At 53.5% G+C, this 1,229-nt stretch carries 1 protein-coding gene; it reads left to right on the top strand.

Features of this window, described 5'->3' with window-relative positions:
• Positions 1–1,229: tandem-95 repeat protein (locus R7P72_RS24960; RefSeq protein WP_318110953.1), on the top strand; the 1,229-nt coding region annotated here is incomplete at both ends.

The raw sequence follows: 1,229 nt of genomic DNA, 5'->3' as shown, positions 1-1,229 counted from the left end.
AGCAACATTCAAGTGGCGATCGTCAATGGTATTGCTACGTTCACTCCAACCGCAGACTGGAACGGCTCAGAAGCGTTGACCTTTACGGCCACCGACCCAAGCGGTGAAAGCGTTAGCCAAACGGTGAACTTCACAGTGGCGCCTGTGGCGGACATCGTGGCAGATAAAGCGACGGTCGTGGAAGACACACCGACCATCATCAAGGTTTTAGGTAACGACACGTTCGAAGGCGACGACAAAGTGGTGTCGCTCGATACCAATAACGGTCCAGCCAACGGCACGGTCTCGGTCAACCCAGATGGCAGCGTCACTTACACGCCAAACGACAACTACCACGGTACAGACAGCTTTACCTACATCGTTACGTCTGGGGGCGTCAGTGAATCCACCACGGTGAACGTCGATGTCACACCAGTGAACGACGCGCCAGTGGCGACCAATGACAATGCCGTTACTGACGAAGACACGCCAGTGACGATTGATGTTCTGCCAAACGATACTGACATCGATGGTGATACGTTAAGCATTGATTCGGCGTCTGTGCCGAGTGACCAAGGTACAGTTGAAATTGTTGACGGCAAGTTGGTGTTCACACCGGCTGAGAACTTCCATGGTGACGCTGAAATCACTTACACCGTTAGCGATGGTGCACTGACTGACCAAGCAACGGTCAACGTCACCGTGAATGCGGTGAACGACACGCCTGTGGTTGAAAGCAACCTCGCAGACCAAACCTTGGCGGAAGACTTTACGCCATACAGCATCGATCTGAATACGGCCTTCAGTGATGTGGATAACGTGGATGGCGAGTTAACGTTTAGCGTTTCTGGCAACAGCAACGTGTTAGTTTCGATTGAAAATGGCATTGCGACCATTAGCCCAACCGCAGACTGGAACGGCTCAGAAACCCTAGCGTTTACGGCTACTGATCCAAGCGGCGAAAGCGTTAGCCAAACGGTGAACTTCACAGTAGCGCCTGTGGCGGACATCGTGGCAGACAAAGCGACGGTGGTGGAAGACACGCCAACCATCATCAAGGTCTTAGGTAACGACACGTTCGAAGGCGACGATAAAGTGGTGTCGCTCGATAGCAATCACGGTCCAGGCAACGGCACGGTCTCGGTCAACCCGGATGGCAGCGTCACTTACACGCCAAACGACAACTACCACGGTACAGACAGCTTCACGTACATCGTCACGTCGGGTGGGGTATCGGAATCCACCACGGT

It is taken from the genome of Vibrio sp. Vb0888 (assembly GCF_033338835.1).
GTDB lineage: Bacteria > Pseudomonadota > Gammaproteobacteria > Enterobacterales > Vibrionaceae > Vibrio > Vibrio alginolyticus.
The sequence above is the reverse complement of the archived record's forward strand: the minus strand, read 5'-3'. Positions and strand labels throughout refer to the sequence as shown.